Source organism: Lutibacter aestuarii (assembly GCF_042676885.1).
GTDB lineage: Bacteria > Bacteroidota > Bacteroidia > Flavobacteriales > Flavobacteriaceae > Lutibacter > Lutibacter aestuarii.
Genome location: NZ_JBHTIC010000002.1, coordinates 416,494 through 443,032, shown reverse-complemented (window position 1 = coordinate 443,032; position 26,539 = coordinate 416,494). Strand labels below are relative to the sequence as shown.

Below are 26,539 nucleotides of genomic sequence, written 5' to 3'. Positions count from 1 at the left end.
CGTAACTGTAGTTCCTTTTTTTATACTTTTTTATAATCAATCTAAACTACTGTAAACACAATAATAATTATCCATAAATTCTTATCTTCGGCGACAGTTTATTAAAAATTAGAAAAAATGTTTAAAAAATTAAAAGGATTTACGCGTGCCTTTTGGACAGCAAATATTGTTGAACTTTTAGAAAGAGGTGCATATTATGGTGTTTTCATTGTAATCACTTTGTATTTATCAAGAATTTTAGGCTTTTCTGATGTAGAAGCCGCATTAATTTCTGGTATATTTTCTGGAGGTTTATATTTATTACCAACTTTTACAGGTGCATTGGCAGATAAAATTGGGTTTAAATCTTCTTTAATAATAGCATTCACATTATTAAGCATCGGATATTTTGGATTAGGGGTTTTACCAACTACTTTAGAAGCTATTGGATTAGTTGATTATTCTGACGGAATCAAATTTACAGGTTTATTAGAATCAGCCCAAAGATGGTCTATTGTACCAATAATGTTGGTAATTATGATTGGTGGATCCTTCATTAAATCTGTAATTACTGGAACAGTTGCAAAAGAAACTACAGAAAATAACAGAGCTTTAGGGTTTTCTATATTTTATATGATGGTAAATATTGGTGCTTTTTCTGGGAAGACCATTGTAAAACCATTACGAGTTTCTATGGGAGATATGGGATTAGTTTACCTAAATTATTTCTCTGCAGCTATGACATTTATTGCTTTAATTATGATTGTTTTTTTCTACAAATCTTCTAAAACCGAAGGAAAAGGAAAAACGCTTAAAGAAATTTGGACGGCATTAATTAAAGTAGTTACTAATGGTAGATTAATAACATTGATATTAATTATAACCGGCTTTTGGATGGTACAACATCAATTGTATGCAACTATGCCAAAATATGTGTTAAGAATGGCTGGAGAGGGTGCTTCTCCATCTTGGTACGCCAACGTTAACCCACTAGTTGTAGTACTTACCGTTACATTAGTAACAAGATTAATGGCTAGTAAAACTCCTTTATTTTCTATGACTGTTGGTATGTTTATTATGCCTCTTTCAGCACTTGTTATGGCTTCTGGAAATTTGATGAGTGGAGCTGATATTGATCTTGGAATAATTAGCATGCATCCAATTGCTCTTATGATGGTTTTAGGAATTGTTTTACAAGGTTTAGCAGAATCGTTTATTTCTCCTAGATTTTTACAATTTTTCTCTTTACAAGCTCCAAAAGGAGAAGAAGGATTGTACTTAGGTTTCAGCCATTTACATTCATTTATTTCTTCTGTTGTAGGTTTTGGTTTGTCTGGATATTTACTTTCAAAATATTGTCCAGAACCTAAATTATTTGAAACTCACGAAGCTTGGCAAGCAGCTTCTGTAAACGCACATTATATATGGTATTACTTTGCTGGAATTGCCTTATTTTCGGCAATTTCATTAATTGTTTATGGTAAAGTAATTGAAAAATTAGATGCTAAAAAAGTATAATTTATAATCTAAAAAGAGGAACTACAATTGTAATTCCTCTTTTAATATAAAGTTATTCCAAAATTTCATTTAAGATAATGATCTGGAGATTGTATAGCGCTATGACTGTCGATGAATTAAAATCGATTTTCGAATATCTAAACTCTACACCACCCATTGAAAATCTAGTACCTAATCCATTACCTCCAATAAATCCATAACCTAATTTATTTAAAAGGAATTACTTTTTAGCAGTTTCTTTTTTATTAAAAATTAACATTTCATTAACTAAAAATACGCACTAAAGTGGGGTTACTACTTAATTTTTAATGGCTAAATGGTTAATTTTGATGTTATTCAATCAATCTATTTAAACAAGTTATAATTATGATACAAAAAACAACAGCAACGCTGTTTAAAACAATTACCATTTTTAGTATGGTAACTGTTTTAATAAGCTGCAATCAAACCAAAGAAAAAGAAGAAAAAATGCAAACTCAAAATGTTTTATTGCAAGAATGGACAGGACCTTATGGTGGAGTTCCTGCTTTTGATAAAATGAACATTGATGACATTAAGCCTGCGCTTGAAAAAGGAATGGAAGAAAATTTACAAGAAATTGATGACATCACTAGTAATGTAGAAACCCCAACTTTTGAAAACACTATTGTTCCTTTAGAAAAGGCTGGGGAAACCTTAGATAGAGTGTTTAGTTATTATGGTATTTGGAGCTCAAATACGTCTTCTGCAGAGTTTAGAAAAATTCAAGGTGAAATGGCACCTATTTTATCAGAATTCAACTCAAAAATATCGCAAAATAAGGCGCTTTTTAAACGTATAAAAACAGTGTATGACAATTCATTAAAAACTCCTTTAGAAGATGATCAACAACGTGTAGTTCAGCTTACTTATGAAGGATTTGCCATGAATGGTGCTGAGCTTGATGATGAAAAAAAAGCTCGTTATGCTGAAATCAACAAAGAGCTTTCAACACTATATACCAATTTTTCTAATAACATTTTAGCAGATGAAGAAAACTATGTAGTGTACTTAACTAAAGATCAACTTGGAGGCTTATCTGAAGGCATGATAAAATCTATGGCTAAAATCGCTTCAGATAAAGGTCAAGAAGGTAAATATGCAGTTCCAAACACAAGATCTTATATGGATCCATTTTTAACCTATTCAACAGAAAGAGAATTACGCAAACAAGTTTGGACAAACTATTATTCTAGAGGCGACAATGGAGATGAATTTGATAATAATGAAAATATTGCTAAAATTTTAAAATTAAGAAAAGAACGTGTAGGCTTATTGGGTTACGATAATTTTGGAGATTGGCGCTTACAAAACAGAATGGCTAAAACTCCTGAAAATGCTATGAATTTAATGAATGCTGTTTGGCCAGCAGCTATTGCTAGAGTACATGAAGAAGTAAAAGATATGCAAAATGTTGCAAATGCTGCAGGAGATAATATTACTATTGAACCTTGGGATTATAGATTTTATGCTGAAAAAGTTAGAAAACAAAAATATGATTTAGACTCGGATGAAGTTAAACAATATTTACAATTAGATAAATTAACTCAAGCTTTATTTTTTGTAGCTGGAGAATTGTTTGATTATAATTTTACTCCTGTTGCTGAAGGAAGCGTTCCTGTTTTTCAGGAAGATGTTAAAGTTTGGGAAGTTACTGATAAATCAACTAACAAACATATTGGATTGTGGTATTTAGATCCATTTGCACGCCCTGGAAAAAGATCGGGAGCTTGGGCTACAACTTATAGAAGTCATACTACATTCGATGGAAAAAAGACAGTACTTGCTTCAAATAATTCAAACTTTGTAAAACCCGCTCCTGGTGAAGCTCTTTTAGTTTCTTGGGATGACGCGACTACTTTTTTACATGAATTTGGACATGCTTTACACTTCTTTTCATCTAATGTAAAATACCCAACTTTAAACAGTGGTGTTAGAGATTATACAGAATTCCAATCACAAGTATTAGAACGTTGGTTATCTACTGATAAAGTAATTAATCAGTTTTTAGTTCATTACAAAACTGGAGAAGTAATTCCTCAAAAATTGGTTGAAAAAATTAAGAAAGCTTCAACTTTTAATCAAGGATTTTCAACTACAGAATATTTAGCTTCTGCAATAATGGATATGAAATTTCACATGGCTGATCCATCAAATATAGATGTTGATGCTTTTGAAAAAGAAACCTTAAACGAACTAAATATGCCAAAAGAATTGGTTATGCGACATAGAACACCTCATTTTGGGCATGTATTTTCTGGAGAAGGATATGCTACCGCTTATTATGGTTATATGTGGGCAGATGTTTTAACAGCTGATGCCGCTGAAGCTTTTGCAGAAGCTCCTGGTGGTTTTTATGACAAAGAATTAGCTGCCAAAATGGTACAATATTTATTTGCTCCTAGAAACTCAATGGATCCAGCTGAAGCCTATAGAAAATTTAGAGGTCGTGATGCTAAAATTGATGCCTTAATGCGTGACAGAGGCTTTCCAGTTCCTTCAAAATAGCCCAAATATTAAAGAGATTGAGGAGTTACAGTTATGTAGCTCCTTTTTTCTTTTACATTCATTTAAAAATTAGTAACTTAGATACTTATAATACTAAATTTAAAAAGCCATGGTAACTAATACTATACCTTTTGTAAAAAAATTGGCTAAACCAATTCTTATATTTTTATTATTAATTGGTTGCCATCAATTCAGCTACGCATCTAAAACTTATATTGATACCGTAGGTGTTAACAGATATCGTGGTATTGTTTTGGATAGTAAACACAAAAAACCATTAATTTTTGCATCTATAACTGTTAATGGAACTAATATAAGTACAGTAACTAACTCACAAGGAAAGTTTTTATTAAAAATTCCTAAAAAAATTAATTCTCAGCACATAACCATTTCTTTTTTGGGCTATACTAGTAAAGTCATAAATCTAAAAAATCTTGAAAATAAAAATAATGTCATAAAATTAGACACCTATATTGAGGAGCTATCTGAAGTTAAAATTATCACTAAAGATGCCCTTTCCTTGGTTAAAGAAGCATTAAAACGTCGTGGTGAAAACTATTTTAATGATGATACTAATATGACAGCTTTCTATAGAGAAACCATCAAAAAAAGAAGAACTTATGTATCATTATCTGAAGCCGTTGTAGAAATACATAAACAACCATATAATACCTCTAGAAGTGATTTACTTAAACTATATAAATCTAGAAAAAGTACCGATTATAGAAAACTAGACACCATAGCTTTAAAATTAAGGGGAGGTCCCTTTAGTACTTTGCACTTGGATATTATGAAAAATCCACATTTAATTTTTACAGAAAATATGGATCAAATTTATACATTCACTTTTGATAAATCAACCAAAATAGATAACAGGCCTATTTATGTAATTAATTTTAAACAAAAATCATCTGTTTCAGAACCTTTTTTTTACGGAAAATTATATATTGATGCACAATCCTTAGCTCTAACAAGTGCTAAATTTAAAGTAAACTTAGACAATCCAGAAAAAGCTGGTAAGTTATTTATACTTAAAAAGCCTAGAAAGGCAAATGTAATACCTATTGAAGCTAGCTATCAGGTTAATTACAAAGTAACAAATAACAAATGGTATTATGGCTACAGTAGAATTCAACTTGGGTTTAAGGTTGATTATGATAAAAAATTATTTAACTCTGTTTATTACTCAACCATTGAAATGGCCATTACTAACTGGGAAAAAAATACAACTAATAAATCTATAAAATTAAAAGACCGATTAAAATCTTCGGTAATAATGAGCGATGAAGCATCTGGTTTTGAAGATGCTGAATTTTGGGGAGAATACAATGTAATAGAGCCCGAAAAACCTATTGAAGCTGCCATCAAAAAAATTCAAAAACAATTAAAAAGAAATAAAAATTAATCTACTATTTAAGTACTTAATAAACCCATTAATAGCAATATTAATGGGTTTTTCTTTAACATATATTTAAGAAGTTTTTTATTTGGGTTTGATATATTAGTCGAATTATTTTCAAAAACAAAAACTAATATTCAAAATGACCAAAAAACTTCTTACTAGCCTATTAACAGTGCTGTTAATAGTTGGAGTATCTTCTAATGCAGAAGCACAAAAAAAGAAAAAAAAGAAAAATCAAACTGTTGCTCCTACTCCACCACCAAAACCAAAAAAGGGCGCCATTCAACCTTACAATAAGGTTGTAACAAAAGATGCAAAAACCGATGAAGGTTTGTTTAAAGTTCACTCTATTGATGATAAATATTTATTTGAAATTCCAGACTCATTATTAGAAAGAGAAATGCTTATGGTAACTCGTATTGCAAAAAACACTTCAAATAATAGTGATTTTGGAGGTCAAAAAGCAAATACACAAGTTTTGCGTTGGCAAAAAAAAGGAAAACAAATTTTGTTAAGAGTTGTTTCTCATAATGTAGTTGCTGATGAAAAACTTCCAATTCATGAAGCCGTAGTAAACTCTAACTTTGAACCTGTACTCTTTGCTTTTCCAATAGCTGCATTTAATGATGATAAAACTTCAACTGTAATTGATGTAACAGAATTATTTTCAACAGATGTTAAAGCCTTAGGTTTACCAAGCTATAAAAGAAAAGGTTATAAAATTACACGATTAGATACCAAAAAATCATTTATTGAAAGTGTAAAAAGCTACCCATTAAATATTGAAACAAGACACGTAAAAACTTATGCTGCAGGATCGCCTCCATCCAATTCAAGCACTGGAACTATTTCTGTTGAAATGAGTAATTCAATGATTCTATTACCTAAAGTTCCAATGAAACGAAGAATTTTTGATGAAAGAGTTGGTTGGTTTACAACCTCACAAGTTGATTATGGCTCTGAAGCTCAAAAAAGTGAAAAAGTAACATACTTAGATCGTTGGAGATTGGAAGTAAAAGATGAAGATATTGAGAAATTTAAACGTGGTGAATTAGTTGAACCAAAAAAACCAATTATATATTACATTGATAGAGCAACTCCTGAAAAATGGAGACAATATATAAAAGATGGTATTGAAGATTGGCAAGTGGCTTTTGAAGCTGCAGGATTTAAAAATGCCATCATTGCTAAAGACCCTCCTACAAAAGAAGAAGATCCAGATTGGAGTCCTGAAGATGTCCGCTATTCTGTTGTAAGATATTTAGCCTCTCCTATTCCAAATGCAAATGGTCCACACGTGAGTGATCCTCGATCTGGTGAAATTTTAGAATCTGATATCAACTGGTATCATAATGTAATGAGTTTATTAAAAGGTTGGTACTTTGTTCAAACTGCAGCTATTAATCCTGAGGCTCAAACTACTGAATTTAAAGATGAAGTTATGGGGCGTTTAATTCGTTTTGTTTCTTCTCATGAAGTTGGTCATACTTTAGGTTTACCTCATAATATGGGGAGTAGTGCTTCCTACCCTGTAGATTCTTTACGTTCAGCAACATTTACCCAAAAATATAGCACTGCACCATCTATTATGGATTATGCACGTTTTAATTATGTTGCACAACCTGGAGACAAAGGAGTTGCAATGAATCCTAATATTGGGGTATATGACAAATATGCTATGAAATGGGGATATCGACCAATTTTAGATGCAGAAACACCAGAAGATGAAAAAGAAACTTTAGATAGCTGGATTTTAGAACATGCTGGAGATCCATTATATCGTTTTGGACATCAACAAGCTGGTGATGTTGTTGACCCAAGTTCTCAAACAGAAGATTTAGGAGACGATGCCATTAAAGCTAGCTCTTATGGAATTGCTAACCTAAAAAGAATTGTTCCAAATTTAATTAACTGGACTGCTGAAAAAGGTAAAAATTATGATGATTTAGAAACTATGTATGGACATGTAGTTTCTCAGTTTAATAGATATATGGGACATGTTTCTTCTAATTTAGGTGGTGTTTATGAAAATTATAAAACCTATGACCAAGAAGGAAATGTATATACGCATGTAGATAAAGCACATCAAAAAAACTGTTTAAAATTTATCAATACAGAATTATTTGATACTCCAACCTGGCTTATCGATAAAAATATAATTGGCAGAACTGAATATTCTGGAGTTACAGAAAGAATTAGAAGTATTCAAGTTAGAACTTTAAACAATATTCTTTCTTTAGGAAGAATGATGCGTATGATTGAAAATGAAACTTTGAATGGTTCTGAAGCCTATTCGCTAATTTCAATGATGTCTGATTTACGAAATGGAATTTGGTCTGAGTTACGTACTGGAAAAAATATTGATACTTATAGAAGAAATCTTCAAAGAGCACATGTTGAAAGATTAGCGTATTTGATGAATGCTAAAGACTCAAAAAGTTTTAAAGGCTCAAGTTATATAAAAAGTACAACAGTAACTGTAAAACAATCTGATATTATTCCTGTGGTTCGTGGAGAGCTTAACAGAATTAAAAGAGATGCACAAAGAGCTGCAAATGCTACAACAAATACTATAAAAAAATACCACTTGCAAGATATTGCTAAACGTATAGATGGAATTTTAGATCCTAAGTAGATTATAATTATATTATATTATTTCACAAAAAAAGAGCCTCAATTTTGAGGCTCTTTTTTTAATCTGAAGTATCTAATTTATTAACACATTACTTTAAAAATCAATTATTTATTAAATTTTTTTATATATTAGCCAAACTAACTAAAAAAACTATGGAATATTCTTCCCGAAGGAAGTTTTTGCAAAAAACTGTCTTAGCTTCTACAAGCATAGCGCTACTCTCAAACATTCAACTTGCAAATGCATTTTCTTTTTCTAATTGCCCTTTTGAAGGTTACAATTCATATGCTGAAGAAAAAAATGATTTAAGGAATCCTTTTTTATCTGGTAAACAAATTTCAATCAAAGGTCAAATTTTTGATAAAACTGGAACTAATTTGTTACCAAATGTTTGTATTGAAGTTTGGCATTTATCTCCAAACTCTAAAAGCTATAAGCATAGAGCTAAATTAAAAACAGATACTAAAGGCAATTATCATTTTATTACCGATTTTCCAAATAAAGAATATGGAAAATCTTCTAGAATATATTTTAAAATTTCTAATAGTGAAACTTATTATTTCACAGAACTAGTCATAAATAGTACAGGAGCTCATATCACAGATAAACATTGGTATGACAACCAACTACTAGATGAACACCTTTTTCCCATAACTGAAGAATTTGAAAACTCTTCAACTATAACATTTAACATAACTCTTTAATTAAATTTTAAAAACTGTCATAAAAATTGACATTCATATTAACTATTTAAATAAATGATTTATGTACACATTAAACATTAAAAACAACTATCCATGGGCAATCACTGTTAATGGAAACAAAATTATTAACGATCAAGGAGATTCTGCATGTTTAAAAAATCAAGGCAATTCTTATGTAACTATTCCTGGAATTGGTGAAATGGCGTTTATTGATCTTGGCGATAAAAAAATTGCTGGATACCCTTTTATTAAAGAAACTTGGGGTGTTTTGGTAAGAACCAGTACTGTTGAAGCTTATTACCGATATGAAGGAGGAGGAGAGTTAACAGCGGTAATTGACCAATATGGCACCTGTTCCCTTTCAACGTCTAATGGAACTCTTATATCTATTGCCATGCCAGAACTTATTATTAAATAAAAATTACATTATTAACTATTAAAAAATTAAAATTATGGAGCCATTTTTAGGACAAATTATGATGTTTGGAGGGAACTTTGCCCCAAGAGGTTGGGCTTTTTGTAACGGACAACTACTAGCTATCTCACAAAACAGCGCATTATTTTCAATTTTAGGGACTACCTATGGTGGAGATGGAAGAACTACTTTTGCCTTACCAGATTTACGTGGTAGAGTACCTATTAACTCTGGAGGTGGAAGTGCAGGTCCTGGCCTTTCACCTAGACCTCTGGGACAAAGAGGAGGCGTGCAAGACGTAACTTTAAACCAAACTCAAATGCCTAACCATAGTCATAATGGGCAAATTGCAGTTAGTACTAGCACAGGTGGTGAATCTAACCCTTCTGGTCAGTATATTGCTGCTCACTCTGGAGCATTTAGTGAAGAATCTTCTTCTGGAAGCAATTTAAATGGATTAACTATTGGTGCTACTGGGAGTAATCAACCTCATACAAATATGCAACCTTATTTAGCTATTAATTTTGTAATAGCTCTTGTCGGAATTTTCCCTTCTAGAGATTAAAAATTATATGAGTTTTAAAGTTGAAATATTACTACCTAAATCGGATATGCTTCCATCACTTGAGTTAAACTTTTTAAATGGTTTACAACAAGCTTTGAATCATCCTAATAATGGAAATAATATTCCTACTTTAATTATTGAAAGTATTGGTAATACTTCAAATCATTTTCATATAAAAATTACTAAATATTTGCAATCTAAAATAATTTCAACAACTAGAGATTCATTAATCTACAATAATTTTAATGAATCTCTAATAGTACAATTTAAACCCCTAAAATTTGAATATCATAAAACTACTTATCTAAATACAGTTATAAAAACTCTAGATACTTTATTAAATAAAAGTTTGTATCAAAAACTTGAAAAGTCACCTCTAACAGGTTGGCAAAATCCTTATATCTGTACCTAAAAAATTTATTATGAAAAAAAATACTTTTATTACATTAATGGTTGTTCTTTTTATAGGAATAACTCATGGATTTTCTCAAAAAGTTGCAGTTATTGGTATCAATCATAACTCATCATCTCCAAATACTGATGGTTTTAGTTTTGTTGCTTTGGAAGATTTGCCTTCAGGGGAAGTAATTTATTTTACTTCAAATGAATACGATGCAACTGCAAACGTTTTTACCTATAACGGCGCTCCAACGGGTGAAGGTGTAGTTGTTTTTACTACAACTTCAATTATTAGTAAAGGAACTGTCATTTTTGTTGATGAAACAGGCACATCAACCGATGTATTTACTGTTAGTTGTTCCGGAGGAGGAGCTTGTGGAACTGCAACATTTCCTACGGCATCCACTGAAAACTTTTCATTGGGTACTAATGGAGATAGCATTTATGCATATACTGATACTGATGACAATCCTATTAATGGAATTGGAGAAATTTATGCCGTACTATTTACAGGTTCAGGAGAATCTTCTAGTCAGAATGGAGGAACTATCCCAGCTAATGAAAATCCTACACAGGGAGGAGACCATCCTAATGCTATAGTAGTAGATGGATTTCCTGATGATGGAGATATTAATATTGGACCCGATAGAGTGGAATACAAATTCAATCCTGCTTCTTTAAGAGATGCAGTAAGTAAAACATCACTTGAAAACCCAACCAATTATTTATGGAACGTTTCTAGTCAAGATTTATCTATTGTACCTTTTACAAATTTAAATTTATCTGGAGCAAACCCAATAGCAACTATAACTGTTTCTCCAACTTCATTAAATGAAAATAGTGGCTCATCATTTACTTACACTTTTTCTTTAAATACGAATGCAACTACAAATACAACTATAAATTTTTCAGTTAGTGGATCTGCAATTTTAAATACTGATTATACTCAATCTGGAGCTACTACTTTTAATGCTTCAACTGGAACCGCTGTAATTGCTAGTGGAACCAACTCAAAAACAATAACAATTACACCAACAGGTGATTCTACTTTAGAACCTGATGAAGATATCATAATTACTTTAATAGCTGGCAGTGGTTATGATGCTGGAAGCCCAAGCATTGCAACTGCTACAATTGTAAATGATGACTCAATTACAATCACTCCTTCAATAGCTATTACTGGAGTCAATAACGATACTACTGAAGGATTCTCATTTGTAGCTTTAGAAGATATTAATGCAGGGACAATCTTTTATTTCACTGATAATGAGTTTAGTAATTCAACTCTTACTTTTAACTCTGGCGAATTTGTAGCTTCTTGGACAGCACCAGCCGGAGGTGTTTTAAGAGGAGAAGTTATTGTTGTAAAAGAAACCAGTACAAATTCATTCACAACCTATTGTAATAATGGAAATTGCGGCTCTGTAATATTACAGGCAGGCAGTTTTTCTTTAGCCACTAATGGAGAAACGTTAAGTGCTTATACGGATACTGATAATAATCCCACCAATGAAATAACAAACATACAAGCTGTTTTATATACAGGAAATACTAGTACTTCAGGAGGTACTATTCCTTCTATTGAAGACCCCACTAGTGTTTATGTTGGCTCAGTTTTAGTTGATGGATTTGCACCTGTAGCCCCAAATAGAACAGAATATGATCCGCCCAAAAGGAACATAACTGTTGATCATGCTAATTTTCAAAATACTTCAAACTGGTTGCATGCCCAAACCAATCAAGATCTTTCAACTGTACCTTTTAATAATATTATTATTTCAACAGGTTCTCCTAACCCAGTACTAACTTTAACTAATTCCCCTTCAACAGTAATTGAAGATTTAGGAACTGGAATGGTTTATACATTTTCTCTAAGTGCTAATGCAACAAGTGATATCGTTATCAATTTTGATGTTACAGGTACGGCTACCTTTACTTCAGATTATACAGCTGCAGGCGCTACAACATTTAACGCAACTAATGGAACAGCAACAATTGCAAACGGAACCAATTCAGTAGCTATAACAATTACACCTGTAACAGATACTGATGTTGAAATCCAAGAGACTGTAAAATTAACAATAACTTCAGGTACAGGTTACGACGGAGGCTCTCCAAATGAAGCTATAGGATATATTAATAACGACGACACTAGTAATTCAAATCCTCTTGTTGCCATAACTGGAATTAATCATACAGATCCTGATGGATTTTCTTTTGTTGCCGCTAAAGATATTCCAGCTAACACAACAATTTATTTTACTGAAAACTCATTTAACAAAAACACATTATTGTTTGATTCTGGAGATGCTGTTTTATCTTATACATCTCCTTCTACAGTAATTCCTAAAGGTGATGTAATTGTAATTAAAGAAACTTCTCCTGATACATTTTCAATTAATTGTAATGGAAATTCAGGAGCTGCTTGTGGAAGTATTTCTTTAATATCTGGAAATTTTTCACCCGCAACATCTGGAGAAACATTTTATGCATATGAAGATAATGACAATGACCCCACTAATGGTGTAATTGATATTTATGCAGTTATTTATACAGGAAATGGAAGCTCTGGGAGTTCAGGAGGAACAATACCAAGTTTAGAAGATCCTTCTGGAATTTATTTAAGTGCATTAGTAATTGATGGATTTCCTACTACACAACCAAACAGAACAGAGTTTGACCCTACAAAAAGAAATATACTTGTAGATCAAGCTAACTTTGAAGACATTACAAACTGGATTTATGCACAAACCAATCAGGATTTATCAACAGTACCATTTACTATTTTAAATATTGTAGATACCACTCCTCCTACTGCTGTTTGTAAAGCATTTACAGCTCAAATAGGAACTTCAGGAACAGTAACAATTACTGCTTCAGATGTAAACGACGGTTCATCTGATAATATTGGAATAGCATCAATGAGTGTTAGTCCTAATACTTTTACTTGTTCTGATGTTAGTGCAACTCCAATTAACGTTACATTAACTGTAACGGATGCTGCCGGAAATAGTGATACTTGTATCGCTCAAGTAACTATTGAAGATAATTTAGCTACAAGTGTTACCTATACAGCTCCAACAGATTTATGCTTAAATACAAATATACAAACTGGATTAGGCGGTGGAAACCCTGTAGGTGGCATCTATTCAGGTCCTGGAGTAACCGATGATGGAAATGGATTAACATACAGTTTCAATCCTAATGCTGCTGGTGTTGGAACACACTCAATAACTTATACTTATACCAATGCAAATAATTGTAGTTATGCAGCTTCAGATAATATCGAAGTTTTTGCCCTTCCAACCGTTACTTTTACAGCCCCAGGAGACCTGTGTGCCAATGTTGTAACACAAACAGGATTAGGTGGTGGAAGCCCAAGTGGCGGAGTATATTCAGGTGTTGGAGTAACCGATGATGGAAATGGATTAACTTATAGCTTTAATCCTGCTATTGCTGGTGTTGGAATACATTTATTAACCTATACATATACAAATGCTAACGGATGTTCTGTAAGCACTTCTGATGATATAGAAATCTTTGCTTTACCAACAGTGACTTTTACCGCTCCTTCCGATGTATGTATCAATGTTGGAACTCAAACTGGACTAGGTGGTGGAAGCCCAAGTGGTGGAATATATTCGGGAACTGGAGTGACAGATGATGGAAATGGATCAACTTATAGTTTTAACCCAAATATTGCTGGCGTAGGTACACATACTTTAACATACACCTATACAAACTCAAACGGTTGTACTGTAAGCTCCTCTGATGATATAGAAGTTTTCGCTTTACCAACAGTTACTTTTACGGCTCCTTCAAGTCCTTTCTGCCCTAGCTCTTCACAAACTGGTCTTGGTGGTGGACTCCCTACTGGAGGAGTTTATAGTGGGACTGGAGTAACAGATGATGGAAATGGGTTAACTTATAGTTTTGTTGCTCCTGCAACAAATGGTACAATACCAATAACAATTACATATACGTATACTAACACAAATGGATGCACTAATTCTGCTTCAGATAATGTTAGTATTGAAGATAATATAGATCCTGTAATTACTTGTATTCCTAATAGTACACGAAATATTGATCCTAATACTTGTAGTTACACTATTGTTGGAACTGAACTAGATGCTACATTTACAGACAATTGTACAAATGGAAGTATTACTAATGATTTAAACGGAACAGCAACCATAGCTGGAGAAGTATTACTAAAAGGAGATACAACAATCACTTGGACTGCTGACGACGGAAACGGACAAACAGCAACTTGTACCACAATTATTACTGTTAATGATAATGAGCCTCCAAAAATAAATTGTCCTACTAACATTGTTGTAACAAACGATACTGGAGAGTGTAGCTCAATAGTAAATTTTGAAATGCCTACCGCCACAGATAATTGTTACTTCTTAAATGAAAGTTTAGCTGAGTCCCCTCCTCAAACATCAAGTTTTTCTGGTAATGCTAGAGGTTATTGGTTTATTGCTCCAGTAGATTTTTATATAACAGCTTTAAATGTTCCAAATACTGCTTCAAATGACAATCAAAATATTCAGGTAATGAGGTTCTCACAACCACCTTCTACCTGGTCATCAACAAGTAGCTATAGTGAATTATTACATTGGTCTAATAACACTACTGGAAACGATTTTATAAATGTCAACATCGCTATCAATGCAGGTGATATTATTGGTGTCTTAGGTACACGTGGTAATTCTAATATTAACTCATATGCTTCAAATTACTCAGACATTAATATTGATGGGAATTCCGTTGAGATAAAAAGATTTGGTACTCAAAACCCAATCAGTAATAGTCCAGCTCCGCAAGGAACATTTTGGACTGAAAATGGAGGTTCAATAAGTAGAGTTAATTTTAAATATTCATTAATACCCCCTGAAGCTATTGCTGTTCAGCAAACAGCTGGATTACCAAGTGGAAGTAAGTTTCCTATCGGAACTACTATAAACACTTTTAAAGCAACTGATAGCTCTGGAAATACTGCCTTTTGCAGTTTTAATGTTACTGTTAATGATACTGAAGCTCCAATAGCACTTACTAAAGACATTACAGTACAATTAGACGAAAACGGAACAGTTTCCATTTCTGCTGAACAAATAGACAATGGTTCAAATGATGCATGTGGTATTAAACTATTAAGCTTGTTTCCTACTAATCAATCATTCGATTGTTCCAATATTGGAGAAAATGAAGTTAAACTTTTAGTTATCGATAATAGTGATAACGTAACTGCTGCATATGCTACCGTAACTGTAGTTGACACTACTGCTCCAACTGTAATTACTCAAAATATTACTGTAGAACTAGACGAAAATGGAACAGCTTCTATTGTTGCTGAACAGATAGATAATGGCTCTTTTGATAATTGTGCTATTGAAAGTTTAACCATAGATACTACTTCTTTTGATTGTACTTCTGTTGGTGAAAACACCGTAACCTTAACTGCTACAGATGTAAATGGAAACACTGCTTCTACTGAAGCTGTGATAACTGTGGTTGACATTACTGCTCCAACTGTAATTACTCAAAATATTACTGTAGAACTAGACGAAAATGGAACCGCTTCTATTGTTGCTGAACAGATAGATAATGGCTCTTCTGATAATTGTGCTATTGAAAGTTTAACCATAGATACTACTTCTTTTGATTGTACTTCTGTTGGTGAAAATACCGTAACCTTAACTGCTACAGATGTAAATGGAAACACTGCTTCTGCTGAAGCTGTGATAACTGTGGTTGACATTACTGCTCCAACTGTAATTACTCAAAATATTACTGTAGAACTAGACGAAAATGGAACCGCTTCTATTGTTGCTGAACAGATAGATAATGGCTCTTTTGATAATTGTGCTATTGAAAGTTTAACTTTAGATACTACTACTTTTAATTGTACTTCTGTTGGTGAAAATACCGTAACCTTAACTGCTACAGATGTAAATGGAAACACTGCTTCTGCTGAAGCTGTGATAACTGTGGTTGACATTACTGCTCCAACTGTAATTACTCAAAATATTACTGTAGAACTAGACGAAAATGGAACCGCTTCTATTGTTGCTGAACAGATAAATAATGGTTCTTCTGATAATTGTGCTATTGAAAGTTTAACCATAGATACTACTTCTTTTGATTGTACTTCTGTTGGTGAAAACTCCGTGACTTTAACCGTGGTTGATACTAATGGAAACAGTACCAATGGTTCGGCTACCGTAACTGTTGTAGATACTGTAGTTCCTATCGCTGTTTGTAAAACACCTTTTACTGTTGAATTGGATGAGACCGGAAATGCTTCTATTACTGTAGAGGACATTGATAATGGTTCTTCTGATAATTGTGCCATTGAAAGTTTAACCATAGATACTACTTCTTTTGATTGTACTAATATTGGTCAAAATAATGTAACTCTTACGGTAACTGATGCTGCTGGTAATAGTTCCTCTTGCACTACTGTGGTTACCGTTATTGATGTAACTGCCCCAATAGTAATCACTCAAAACATTTCTGTTGAACTAGATGATAATGGAAATGCAACCATTTCTGCTGAAGAAATAAACGATGGTAGTTTTGATGCTTGTGGGATTGCTTCTTTAAGTTTAGATCAAACTTCTTTCTCTTGTCCTACTTTAACTGACTATACTGTTACCTTAACGGTGGTTGATACTAATGGAAATACTGCTTCAGAAATAGCAATGGTTACTTTTACTGCTAATGATTTAGATAATGATGCTATTGCTGATAGTTGCGATGACGATATAGATGGAGATGGTGTGGAAAATACTGTTGATAATTGTCCTACGACTTCTAATGCAAATCAGGCCGATATAGATAGAAATGGCATTGGAGATGTTTGTGATACTAGCGAATTGGAAATTCCTCAAGGATTCTCTCCTAATGGTGATGGAGTCAACGATGAGTTTATCATTACGGGGCTTCATAAATATCCTAATAACAGTATCCAAATTTTTAACCGATGGGGGAATCTGGTCTATGAATCTAAAAACTATCAAAATTATTGGGACGGTATTGCTTCTGGCAAAAAGAAAAAATTACCAGCGGCTCCTTACTTTTATGTATTGAGCATTAATGGAGGTAGTAAAGTTGTAAAAGGTTGGATATACATCAATTATTAAGAAAAAAATCAAATGAAAAATATAATAAAAAAACTCGTAATGGTAAGTGCTTTTTTAGTACTTCTAAAAAGTAATGCTCAGCAAGATCCTTTATATACCCAGTACTACAATAACTTTAGCTTAATCAATCCTGCCTACTCTGGTAGTCACGGATTGTTTACTGCTACAGCTAACATCCGTAGTCAATGGGCAGGTGAAGCCGGAAGTCCTGAAACTCAATCCCTCTCTTTACACGGGCCTTCTGGTAAAAATGTAGGCCTTGGGCTCTCTATTGTAAATGATAAAGTGTATGTATTGAGTGAAACTCATCTGTATGCTGATTTCTCATATGCTATTTACCCTACCGAATCCTCAACTTTAGCTTTTGGGTTAAAAGCAGGCGGAAGTTTTTTAGATGTAGACTTGCTAAAGCTTGGGATGGAAAATGATCCTTTATTTACTGAAAATATCCACGAATTTAATCCTAATATTGGAGCCGGTGTTTTTTATTATACCGATAAATGGTATGCCAGTGTATCTACTGTGAATATTCTTCAATCTAAACATTATGATAAAAATAATGCTATCGTAACAAGTGCTTCAGAAGAAATGATTTTTTACCTCTCTTCTGGCTATGTCTTTAATCTAAACGATGCTTTTAAATTAAGACCTTCTTTTATGATGAGAGCCGTAAATGGCAGCCCTCTTTCTACTGATATATCTGCCTCTATTTTATGGGAAAACAAACTAGAGTTTGGAATCTCGCATAGAATTGATGAATCCATCTCTGGGCTCTTTCAAATTAGACTTACCGATAATCTAAAAATTGGATATACGTATGATGCCACTACTTCTAAGCTATCCAACTACAATACTGGGGCGCACGAATTCTCTATCATACTCAACTTCGGAAATGATAACAACCAAAGAAAACCACCTTTCTACTGGATGAAAAAAGCGAACTATATAAATCAAACTTTGGAAAATAATGAACGTCAGGAAAATAATCTAAATGAAAATTAATCATAAAAAAAGAGCTTCTTATAAGAAGCTCTTTTTTTTATTTTTCACCTAAATCATCTATCACTCTATTAATTCTATCATTTTCAAGATTGTATGTAGTATTCAATCCTTTTTTTTCTGGAAATTGTTCTATCATAACAGTAGTTGATGGAAAAGCAAAATCAACCCCTAATTCACTTGCTAATTTTAAAATTTTAATGTGTAAGCTATGTTTTGATTCTTGTTCTTTATTCCAATCTAATTCAACAAAATATACATTTAAAAGAATTAATAATGCTGAGTCTCCAAATCCTGTAAATTCAACATTAAACGCATCGTTTCTGGTTGCTGGATGAAGATCTATAATTTTACGCACACCTTTTACAAAAGCTTCAATTAATTCAGGTGGAGTATCATAACGCAATCCTAAATTTGTTGTATATCTTCTAAATGCTCTTAAACCTTTGTTATTTACTACCATTTCAGAAAGTCTACTATTTGGTATTTGATAAATTGAAGTATCTGCAGCTCTAACTCTAGTAGATCTGAAACCAACGGTTTCAACAGTACCAACTACTTCGCCTGCTTCAATCCAATCACCAATATGGAAAGGTTTATCAACAAAAATCATAACCGTTCCAATCAAGTTTTTTACAGTGTCTTGTGAAGCCAAAGCAACCGCTAAACCTCCAATAGAAGCTCCTGCAATAACCGTAAATGGTTCTACTCCAAATAAAGTTAATAACTTTAATATTCCAATAAAAACCACTATTCCAGACAAAAAATTATCTAAAATTGGTGCCAATTGATCATCTAATTTATAATGCGTTGATTCTGCATAATCTGCGTAAACACTCATTACTACTTGGACTAATTTTAAAAAAACATAAATCCAAAAAACAGTAACCATTATATTTAAAACCAAAAATATAACTGTGTTTATGTCTAAATCAAGTTGCAATGATGGCAATAGTGCTTTAATAAACCAGCTCAATATTAACAAAACTATTGGTCTGGTTAATTTCTTTAACGAAGCATTAATTTTTTCATTTGATTTATGAACTATCCAATATTGAATTTTCCTCAAAGTAAAATAAACTACTTTTTTCAATACATAAAACAACGCTGTACAAAGCAATGCTAAAATGATAATTCCTAAATATTGCCATAATTCAATTTTTAAAAATTTTTTATGACCAAATTCAGGAATAATTTGCTGTATTGTTTCAGTAAACCAAGGATAAACACTTTTATAAAGCAAATCAACTTTCTCAACTGTATTAGGTGAATAATACCAACTTCCCTCAATTTTTTCAAGAAAAATTTCTGGCATTTGATAAGGAAATAACACATATCTATTTCCTGGTTTAAAACCTGTAGTATCTGAAAAAGTATTGGATGTTGGAACTTTGGAGAAGTCAACTTTTAACCCTTTGCCATCCAATATTTTTTTTAATTTTATTGCAATTTTCTGTGCATCTTCACCTTCTTTATCATAAATAACAGCTGCTGCTTTTTCAGGATGATAAGAATCTGGTTGTAAAAAATACAAATGCGTATAAATTGTTGCATTTGGATTACTTAAATCAACTTTCACTTTTTTTTGTGCTATAAGTGTAGCTGAAAGTAATAAAAAAAATAATGTTATTTTTTTCATTTTCTAATACTCTTTAAGTTATCGTTATCTTTTTCTTTTTTTATTAAACTTCTTCTTTTTTCTACTTGTAAAAGGTACTGCATCATTAAAAGTATCTTTAACTTCCTTATTTTTTTTCCAAGATACTGTAGAAGGAATTAATTTATTTAATAAATCTGTTCTGCCAACTTTGGTTAAGGTGTTTCTTATCCATTGTTGATTTTCCTTTTTATACCAAAAGAAAAATCGATGTTGATCGTCTTTTTCTTTTTTAGATTTTGGTGTTCTCGTTGGTTTTAACGTGTATGGATGATACCCACTATAATAAATCACAGTTGCAACCGTCATTGGAGTTGGTGTAAACCCTTGAACTTGCTCTAATTGAAACCCCATATCTTTAGTTTCAGCGGCCAAATTAGCCATATCTTCAACTTCACAAGCTGGGTGGTTAGATATAAAGTAAGGTATTAATTGTAGATTAAGCTTTTTACGAATATTTATTTTGTCAAAGCGCTCTTTAAATTTATGAAAATAACTAAATGATGGTTTTCTCATTAACTTTAAAACAGGATCAGAAGTATGTTCTGGTGCAACTTTTAACCTACCTGAAACATGCTTGGTCATAACTTCTTCTGTATAAGCATCTAACTCTTTTGGATCGGCCTTTTTATTAAATTCAGGAACCAACATATCATGTCTTATTCCACTACCAATAAACGATTTTTTTATTTTAGGATGCTTGTCTACAGCCTGATACAATTCTGTTAAAGGTTTGTGTGAAGTATCTAAATTATGACAAATAACGGGCGATATGCAAGATGGTGAAACACATTTATCGCAAATTTCTTGTACTTTTCCTTTCATTTTATACATATTTGCCGAAGGTCCTCCAATATCAGACAAATACCCTTTAAAATCTGGCATATTTGCTACTTGATCAACTTCTTTTAAAATAGATTCCTGACTTCTACTTGCAATAAATTTTCCTTGATGAGCAGAAATAGTACAAAAACTACATCCTCCAAAACAACCTCTATGTATATTTATTGAAAATTTGATCATTTCAAAAGCAGGAATTGCTCCTCTTTTATTATATTTTGGATGTGGTAAACGGGTAAATGGCAAATCAAACGAAGCATCTATTTCTGCTTCTGTCATAGTTTCAAAAGGTGGATTTATAACTAATGTTTTATCTCCTACCCCTTGAAAAATTCTATCAGCAAATAATTTATTTGACTCTTGTTCAATAACCTTAAAATTAGACGCGAACAATTTTTTATCTTTTAAACAAACTTCGTGAGAATGAATTGTTACATCATTCCAATTTTTGTTTTTAGGAATATTTTCGCCTATATTTAATAGAAAAGCTGTTTGTTTAATTGTGGTTAAACTTGAAAATGGTACGCCTTTTTGAAGCAAAGTAACTATCTCTCGTAAAGGTTGTTCACCCATACCATACACTAATAAATCTGCCTTAGAGTCTTCTAAAATTGTAGGTTTTAAAGTATCACTCCAATAATCATAATGTGTAACTCTTCTTAATGAAGCCTCAATCCCTCCAATTAAAACAGGGACATCTGGAAACTTTTCCTTTAAAATTTTTGTATAAACTGTGGTAGCGTAATCTGGTCTAAACCCTTTATCTCCATTTGGTGTGTAAGCATCTTTATCTCTCCTTCTTTTACTTGCTGTATAATTACTTACCATAGGATCCATACAACCTCCTGTAACAGCAAAAAACATCTTAGGCTTACCTAACTTTGTAAAATCTTGCAAATTATCGTGTACACTTGGCTGAGGAATAATCGCTACTTTTAAACCATAACTTTCCAATATTCTACCAACTACCGCATGGCCAAATGCCGGATGATCTACATAGGCATCTCCGCTAAAAAGAATTACATCTAATTCTTCCCAACCTCTTAACTTCACCTCTTTGCTAGTAGTAGGTAACCAATCTGAAAGTTTGTTCATCTTCATATTTTGCAAAAGTACATTAAATAAAATGATTCTACTACAACTTTAAATTACCTAGTTTCTAAAGCTTTTGTTAACTAATGTTAATGATTGTTAACAAATTAAACCTTTTAAATTTAATGTAGTCAAAAAGACATAAATAACAAAAAAATAATTTATCATGAAAAAAATAATAGGATTTCTTACACTAACATTACTTTTCTCAGTTCATATTAACGCACAAGGTTATAACCAAAGAGCTCAGCAAAGAACTAATTATAGCGCTGAACAAAAAGCTGAATTACAAGTTAAAAGAATGGCTTTAAATTTAGATTTAAATGAAAGTCAACAAAAAGCTATTTTAGAATTAAAATTAAAACAGGCTAAAGAGTTAGAACAAAAAAGAGCCGAATTTAGAGCTCAAAAACAAAATGGAACAAAAATTTCATCAGATGAACGTTTCAGAAATAAACAAGACAGATTAGATAGACAGATAGCTACTAAAGCTGAAATGAAAAAAATTTTAAACAAAGAGCAATTTAGCAAATGGGAAAAATTTAGTAAAACTCAAAGATTTAGAACTGCCAAAAAATTCAATAATAAAGCTAATAGATCAAACAAAAAAACGACTTCCTTTAGAAAACATAAAAATAGATTTTAGTTCGTTTTAAATCTTAATTGTTAGAATGAAAAAACGAGTTGTTTTAACAACTCGTTTTTTTAAAATAATGTATTATTTTAATAGAAAAGCAATTATTTTGTTATTAATAAAGTTTGACCAACACTTATATTATTTGAATTTAAACCGTTTAATATTTTTAATTCTTGAATCGTTAAATTATATTTTTTAGATATTGAATATAAGGTATCTCCCTCCTTAACATTATGGGTAGTAGTTTTTTTGTTTACAATTGTTTTATTATCTACTACTTGCAATTTTTGCCCAACATATAAATTATTAGACCTCAGTTTATTAAGTTTTTTAAGCTCTTTAACGGTAAGTCCATATTTTTTTGAAATTGAAAATAATGTTTCTTTAGTTTTAACTCTATGAAACCCTTCTGCCAAATTTTCTATTTCTTTATTTGATTCTTTGAAAACAATTCGTTCTTTTACTTCTTCATCAATTTTAAAAGCAGTTCCCAAAACTTGAGTATCGTATTTATGTAGATCGTATTTTTCAATTAGTGCAATTAATTTTGCAGGGTACCTTCTATCTGTTGCATAACCAGCTTCACTTAACCCTTTTGCCCAGGCTACATAATCTCCTTGATTGTATTTAAATAATTTAGAATATCTAGATCTATGTTTTAAAAATAACGAATGATCTCTAAATGATTTACTAGGATCTTTATATACTCTAAAGCATTCTCCTTTAGCATCATCATCATGATAGGTTTTGTCGCCTTCCCAACCTCTATGGCATTTTATACCAAAATGATTGTTAGACTTTCTAGTTAATTCACTTTTCCCACTTGAAGATTCTAAAATACCTTGTGCTAGGGTAATACTTGCTGGTATTTTATAAATTTTCATTTCATCCATCGCGGTTTGTTTATATTTTTCAATATAAGCTAGTGTAGCATCCTTAATTGTCGGTTGAATTTGAGATCTTTTAGAAATTGGATTATTCGTCTTTTGCTCAATGATAACTTCTTTTTGCTTTACTTTAGAAGCTTTAGCCATTCTTTTTTTAGACTTACAACTTGCAAGTAAACAGATTGTTAACAAACAAAAAAATACATGTTTAAATCTCATAATTATTGTATTTGGGGCATTTTCTTTTTATTTAAAAAAATATTCATTCCATCAATTCCTTGCAAACCACCAGTATGTATTGCTAAAATTTTGGTTCCATTTGGAAAACAGTCCTTTTTTATTTCTTCCACTAGTCCAAAAATCATTTTTCCAGTATAAACTGGATCCAATGCTATGTCTGTTTCTGCTTTAAATTTATTGATAAAATTAATTAATTCTACTGAAACTTTAGCATAACCACCAAAATGATAGTTAGTATTTAAACTCCAATTATCATTTCTTAGTACATATTTTTTAATTTCATTTTGAAGAAAATCACCTTTCAAAGCTGGAAAACCGATTACTTTTTGATATTTTTTAGTAGAATTTATTAAACCTGAAATTGTTCCTCCAGTACCTACAGCAGAACAAATAACATCAAATTTGGTATCTTCTTCATTTAATATTTCTTCACAACCTCTGACTGCAAATTTATTGGTTCCTCCTTCAGGAACTAAATAAAAATTACCAAACATTTTTTTTAAAGAATCAATAAAAACTTTAGATGTTTTATTTCTATAGCTGCTTCTAGATACAAAATGTAATTGCATTTGATGCTCTGATGCAAACTTTAACGTTGGGTTATTTTGAAGAATTTCATTTAAATTACGAGCTAGTTCATCTCCTCTTATAATTCCAATAGTTTTAAATTTATATTCAAAACCTGCAGCAGCAGTGGCGGCTATATGATTAGAATATGCACCTCCAAAGGTTAATAAAGTAGTTTTATTTTGTTTTAGAGCTTCTTCAATATTGTATTTAAGTTTCCTGTATTTATTCCCTGAAATAAAAGGATGCAATTCATCTTCCCTTTTTATAAAAAGTGACACTTTTTTATCAGCTATTTCTGAAAAATGAACTTGTTGAATTCTACTATTTTTAGTTCCTAAGAGCATTCTTCAATCTTCATTTGTAGATCTTCCCACTCTTCCATTAATACATCTAATTGATCTTTTTTAGCTTGATAATTCTTAAAAAAATCAGGATTAGAAGTAACTTGTTCAGAATTTTCAAAAATTTCTGCATCTAAGTTTAAAATATCAGTTTCTAAAATTGCAATATTTTTTTCCACTTTTGCTAATCTATTTTTTAATTGTTTAGCCTCCTTTTCTCTTTGCTTATTCTCTAAATATGCATCCTTCCCTTTAGAAATAGTTTCTGACTTTTCAACGGTTCTTTTCTCAATTTCTCTAAAATCTTCTAAATTGTATTGCTCTAAATAATAATCAATATCTCCTAAATATTCTTTTATTACTTTGTCTTTAAATTCATATACTTTATTACTTAACCCTTGTAAAAAATCACGATCGTGTGAAACTAAAATTAAGGTGCCTTCAAAATTATTGAGCGCCTGCTTAAGAACATTTTTTGATGCAATATCTAAATGATTGGTTGGTTCATCCATAACCAATACATTAAATGGATTTAAAAGCATTTTACATAAAGCCAATCTATTTCTTTCACCTCCCGAAAGAACTTTAACTTTTTTATCTACATCTTCTCCACTAAACAAAAAGGAACCTAGCATATCTCTAACTTTAGTTCTGTTAGCATCTGATGATGCATCTTCCATGATTTCCAAAACTGTTTTTTCACCATTCAAATACTCTGCTTGATTTTGAGCAAAATAACCGATTTGAACATTGTGACCCAACTTCATATCTCCATCAAAATCTATTTCCCCAACAATCATTCTAGCCAACGTAGATTTTCCTTGTCCGTTTTGCCCAACAAATGCTATTTTACTATTACGTTCTATTAACAAATCTACATTTTCTAGCACCTGATTACTTCCATAATTTTTAGCTAAATCTTTTGCTTCAATAATAATTTTACCTGGTTGAATTGAAATTGGGAAACGAATATTTAATGTTGCATGGTCATCTCCATCAACTTCTATTCGATCAACTTTTTCCAACTTTTTTATTAAGGATTGTGCAAATGCAGCTTTAGACGCTTTGTACCTGAATTTTTCAATGAGTTGTTCTGTATGTTTTATTTCTTTTTCCTGATTTTTCTGTGCTTGTAGTTGTTTCTCTTTTATATCTTTTCTCAATTCTAAAAACTGAGTATAAGGTTTATTATAGTCGTAAATTTTACCTAATGAAATTTCAATAGTTCTATTGGTTACGTTATCTAAAAACATTTTATCATGCGAAACTAAAACCACCGCTCCTGCGTAAGATTTTAAAAAGTTTTCTAACCAAATTATCGATTCGATATCTAAATGGTTTGTTGGTTCGTCTAATAATAATATATCGTTTTTTTGAAGTAGTAACTTCGCCAACTCAATTCTCATTCTCCAACCTCCAGAAAAGGTTTCGGTAAGTTTTCCAAAATCTTCTCTTTTAAAACCTAATCCTTGTAAAATCTTTTCAGTTTCACCTTGGTAATTGTATCCTCCTAGCAATTCATACCTATGAGTTAAATCATCTAAATCGTGTAACAAATTATGGTAAGACTCAGATTCGTAGTCCGTTCTCTCTGCAAGTTGCACATTTATTTCTTCTAACTGTTTTTCAACACTTTTTATTTCAACAAAAGCTGTATATGCTTCCTCTAAAATGGTATTGCCAAACGTAAAATCTATATCCTGTTTTAAAAAGCCAATACTTGTGTTTTTTTCAAACGCCATAGTACCCGTATCACATTCTAATTCACGAGCAATTATTTTAAGCAACGTAGATTTTCCAGCACCATTTTTTCCAATAAGTCCAACTCTATTTCCTGAAACTAGCTTAAATGTAATTTCTGAAAATAATTCTGTGCCTCCAAATGAAATTGATACGTTGTGTGCGTTTAACATAATTTATTACTTATAAGAATTAAAATATTTTAACTTTGCAAATCTATTATAATTTTAATTAATGTT

General features: G+C 31.6%; 16 protein-coding genes. 11 read left to right on the top strand and 5 right to left on the bottom strand.

What is annotated here, in order from left to right:
* Positions 1-117: 117 nt before the first annotated feature.
* The 10 genes from ACFQZW_RS01940 to ACFQZW_RS01895 all read left to right on the top strand — a co-directional run bounded on the left by ACFQZW_RS01940 (position 118) and on the right by ACFQZW_RS01895 (position 18,299).
* Positions 118-1,497 (top strand): MFS transporter, encoded by a 1,380-nt coding sequence (locus ACFQZW_RS01940; protein ID WP_298263516.1) that lies wholly within the window; start codon positions 118-120, stop codon positions 1,495-1,497.
* Between the two features lie 417 nt (positions 1,498-1,914).
* Positions 1,915-4,023 (top strand): M3 family metallopeptidase, encoded by a 2,109-nt coding sequence (locus tag ACFQZW_RS01935; protein ID WP_386781410.1) that lies wholly within the window; start codon positions 1,915-1,917, stop codon positions 4,021-4,023.
* A gap of 109 nt (positions 4,024-4,132) precedes the next feature.
* Entirely contained in the window at positions 4,133-5,428 is a 1,296-nt protein-coding gene (locus ACFQZW_RS01930) for a carboxypeptidase-like regulatory domain-containing protein (protein WP_386781378.1), read from the top strand.
* 136 nt (positions 5,429-5,564) lie between these two features.
* Positions 5,565-8,060 (top strand): zinc-dependent metalloprotease, encoded by a 2,496-nt coding sequence (locus ACFQZW_RS01925; protein ID WP_386781377.1) that lies wholly within the window; start codon positions 5,565-5,567, stop codon positions 8,058-8,060.
* Positions 8,061-8,212: 152 nt separating this feature from the next.
* Positions 8,213-8,764, top strand: coding sequence for a hypothetical protein (locus ACFQZW_RS01920; RefSeq protein ID WP_298263521.1), 552 nt, complete (start codon positions 8,213-8,215; stop codon positions 8,762-8,764).
* A 61-nt stretch (positions 8,765-8,825) separates the two neighbouring features.
* Positions 8,826-9,182, top strand: coding sequence for a hypothetical protein (locus ACFQZW_RS01915; protein ID WP_298263522.1), 357 nt, complete (start codon positions 8,826-8,828; stop codon positions 9,180-9,182).
* Between the two features lie 34 nt (positions 9,183-9,216).
* On the top strand, positions 9,217-9,744 hold the full coding sequence (locus tag ACFQZW_RS01910; RefSeq protein ID WP_386781376.1) for a phage tail protein: 528 nt from the start codon (positions 9,217-9,219) through the stop codon (positions 9,742-9,744).
* 7 nt (positions 9,745-9,751) lie between these two features.
* Positions 9,752-10,156 carry a hypothetical protein gene (locus ACFQZW_RS01905; RefSeq protein ID WP_386781375.1) on the top strand — a complete coding sequence of 135 codons (405 nt, stop codon included), beginning with the start codon at positions 9,752-9,754 and terminating at the stop codon, positions 10,154-10,156.
* Positions 10,157-10,166: 10 nt separating this feature from the next.
* Entirely contained in the window at positions 10,167-17,297 is a 7,131-nt protein-coding gene (locus tag ACFQZW_RS01900; RefSeq protein WP_386781374.1) for a T9SS type B sorting domain-containing protein, read from the top strand.
* 12 nt (positions 17,298-17,309) lie between these two features.
* Complete coding sequence (locus ACFQZW_RS01895) at positions 17,310-18,299, top strand: PorP/SprF family type IX secretion system membrane protein (RefSeq protein ID WP_386781373.1); 990 nt, start codon at positions 17,310-17,312, stop codon at positions 18,297-18,299.
* Positions 18,300-18,336: 37 nt separating this feature from the next.
* On the opposite strand, the gene ACFQZW_RS01890 is transcribed toward ACFQZW_RS01895, so the two are convergent.
* Together ACFQZW_RS01890 and ACFQZW_RS01885 are read right to left on the bottom strand one after the other, a co-directional pair.
* A complete protein-coding gene (locus ACFQZW_RS01890; RefSeq protein ID WP_298263531.1) occupies positions 18,337-19,935 on the bottom strand; it encodes a mechanosensitive ion channel family protein in 1,599 nt (532 codons plus the stop codon).
* A 24-nt stretch (positions 19,936-19,959) separates the two neighbouring features.
* Positions 19,960-21,894 (bottom strand): YgiQ family radical SAM protein, encoded by a 1,935-nt coding sequence (locus tag ACFQZW_RS01885; protein WP_372802456.1) that lies wholly within the window; start codon positions 21,892-21,894, stop codon positions 19,960-19,962.
* 157 nt (positions 21,895-22,051) lie between these two features.
* Between ACFQZW_RS01885 and ACFQZW_RS01880 the strand changes: the two genes are divergently transcribed.
* On the top strand, positions 22,052-22,531 hold the full coding sequence (locus ACFQZW_RS01880) for a hypothetical protein (RefSeq protein WP_298263534.1): 480 nt from the start codon (positions 22,052-22,054) through the stop codon (positions 22,529-22,531).
* Between the two features lie 92 nt (positions 22,532-22,623).
* On the opposite strand, the gene ACFQZW_RS01875 is transcribed toward ACFQZW_RS01880, so the two are convergent.
* The 3 genes from ACFQZW_RS01875 to ACFQZW_RS01865 all read right to left on the bottom strand — a co-directional run bounded on the left by ACFQZW_RS01875 (position 22,624) and on the right by ACFQZW_RS01865 (position 26,473).
* Entirely contained in the window at positions 22,624-23,556 is a 933-nt protein-coding gene (locus tag ACFQZW_RS01875; RefSeq protein WP_386781372.1) for a glucosaminidase domain-containing protein, read from the bottom strand.
* Between the two features lie 74 nt (positions 23,557-23,630).
* The gene (locus ACFQZW_RS01870; protein ID WP_386781371.1) at positions 23,631-24,563 is read right to left on the bottom strand and encodes a 1-aminocyclopropane-1-carboxylate deaminase/D-cysteine desulfhydrase; all 933 of its coding nucleotides are present in this window, start codon (positions 24,561-24,563) and stop codon (positions 23,631-23,633) included.
* Positions 24,554-26,473: an ABC-F family ATP-binding cassette domain-containing protein gene (locus ACFQZW_RS01865; RefSeq protein WP_386781370.1), complete on the bottom strand. Its 1,920-nt coding sequence runs from the start codon at positions 26,471-26,473 to the stop codon at positions 24,554-24,556. Before ACFQZW_RS01865 ends, ACFQZW_RS01870 begins: the two co-directional genes overlap by 10 nt.
* Between the last annotated feature and the right edge of the window lie 66 nt (positions 26,474-26,539).

Coding starts and splice junctions, on each gene's coding strand:
- ACFQZW_RS01885 (WP_372802456.1), bottom strand. CDS start 21,894: ATGAAGATGAACAAACTTTCAGATTGGTTACCTACTACTAGCAAAGAG.
- ACFQZW_RS01895 (WP_386781373.1), top strand. CDS start 17,310: ATGAAAAATATAATAAAAAAACTCGTAATGGTAAGTGCTTTTTTAGTA.
- ACFQZW_RS01910 (WP_386781376.1), top strand. CDS start 9,217: ATGGAGCCATTTTTAGGACAAATTATGATGTTTGGAGGGAACTTTGCC.
- ACFQZW_RS01880 (WP_298263534.1), top strand. CDS start 22,052: ATGAAAAAAATAATAGGATTTCTTACACTAACATTACTTTTCTCAGTT.
- ACFQZW_RS01940 (WP_298263516.1), top strand. CDS start 118: ATGTTTAAAAAATTAAAAGGATTTACGCGTGCCTTTTGGACAGCAAAT.
- ACFQZW_RS01935 (WP_386781410.1), top strand. CDS start 1,915: ATGGTAACTGTTTTAATAAGCTGCAATCAAACCAAAGAAAAAGAAGAA.
- ACFQZW_RS01875 (WP_386781372.1), bottom strand. CDS start 23,556: ATGGCTAAAGCTTCTAAAGTAAAGCAAAAAGAAGTTATCATTGAGCAA.
- ACFQZW_RS01865 (WP_386781370.1), bottom strand. CDS start 26,473: ATGTTAAACGCACACAACGTATCAATTTCATTTGGAGGCACAGAATTA.
- ACFQZW_RS01905 (WP_386781375.1), top strand. CDS start 9,752: ATGAGTTTTAAAGTTGAAATATTACTACCTAAATCGGATATGCTTCCA.
- ACFQZW_RS01915 (WP_298263522.1), top strand. CDS start 8,826: ATGTACACATTAAACATTAAAAACAACTATCCATGGGCAATCACTGTT.
- ACFQZW_RS01870 (WP_386781371.1), bottom strand. CDS start 24,563: ATGCTCTTAGGAACTAAAAATAGTAGAATTCAACAAGTTCATTTTTCA.
- ACFQZW_RS01890 (WP_298263531.1), bottom strand. CDS start 19,935: ATGAAAAAAATAACATTATTTTTTTTATTACTTTCAGCTACACTTATA.
- ACFQZW_RS01930 (WP_386781378.1), top strand. CDS start 4,133: ATGGTAACTAATACTATACCTTTTGTAAAAAAATTGGCTAAACCAATT.
- ACFQZW_RS01920 (WP_298263521.1), top strand. CDS start 8,213: ATGGAATATTCTTCCCGAAGGAAGTTTTTGCAAAAAACTGTCTTAGCT.
- ACFQZW_RS01925 (WP_386781377.1), top strand. CDS start 5,565: ATGACCAAAAAACTTCTTACTAGCCTATTAACAGTGCTGTTAATAGTT.
- ACFQZW_RS01900 (WP_386781374.1), top strand. CDS start 10,167: ATGAAAAAAAATACTTTTATTACATTAATGGTTGTTCTTTTTATAGGA.